Below are 588 nucleotides of genomic sequence, written 5' to 3' on the forward strand. Positions count from 1 at the left end.
GCAGGCACCAGCTTCGCCATGGCCGAGGACGCCGGCTGTGAGGCGTTCAAGTGGCCGGTGACGCGGGAGCAGACCCTGTTTGCCGCAGCACCGGCAACGCCGTCCGGAACGGCGCTGGCGGTCGGTGCGGCTGCGGACCTGGAGCTGGTGCCGGTAGAGAAAGCCGGTTTTGCGGTAGCGCCCGAACGTGCCCCGGCATCAGACACGTTTGGTGCCGTCGCCAGCGTGGAGGTACCGTCCGAGGGAGCCATCCAGATCAGTCTCTCGGGCGAGGCCTGGATCGATGTCATCCAGGATGGCCAGGCCATCAAGTCGGCGGGCTATAGTGGCGTGAAAACATGCCCTGGCATCCGCAAGAGCGTGCGCTTCAAGCTTGCGCCCGGCCCGGCCACCGTCCAGTTCAGCGGCGCGAAAAAAGCTGAGCTGAAGGTCGCCGTGCTGGCGCCGGAATGAGACGGCGCCAGGCAGGGGGGAGGCCTTCATCGGTGGTCCGAAGCCGGCGCTTTGTGTCAGCGGTGCCTTATCGCGGTCAGCGGACCGGCGCCATCAAGGCAAAGTGTGCGCCTTGCGGGTCCTGGCACTGCACGA

At 67.0% G+C, this 588-nt stretch carries 1 protein-coding gene; it reads left to right on the forward strand.

All coding sequences use genetic code 11. The features are described 5' to 3' along the window. Window positions 1-453: hypothetical protein (locus EOB49_RS34520; RefSeq protein WP_245472986.1), on the forward strand; the 453-nt coding region annotated here is incomplete at its 5' end. Window positions 454-588: the final 135 nt, after the last annotated feature.

This window comes from Mesorhizobium sp. M7A.F.Ca.MR.148.00.0.0 (assembly GCF_003997735.1).
Taxonomy (GTDB): domain Bacteria; phylum Pseudomonadota; class Alphaproteobacteria; order Rhizobiales; family Rhizobiaceae; genus Mesorhizobium.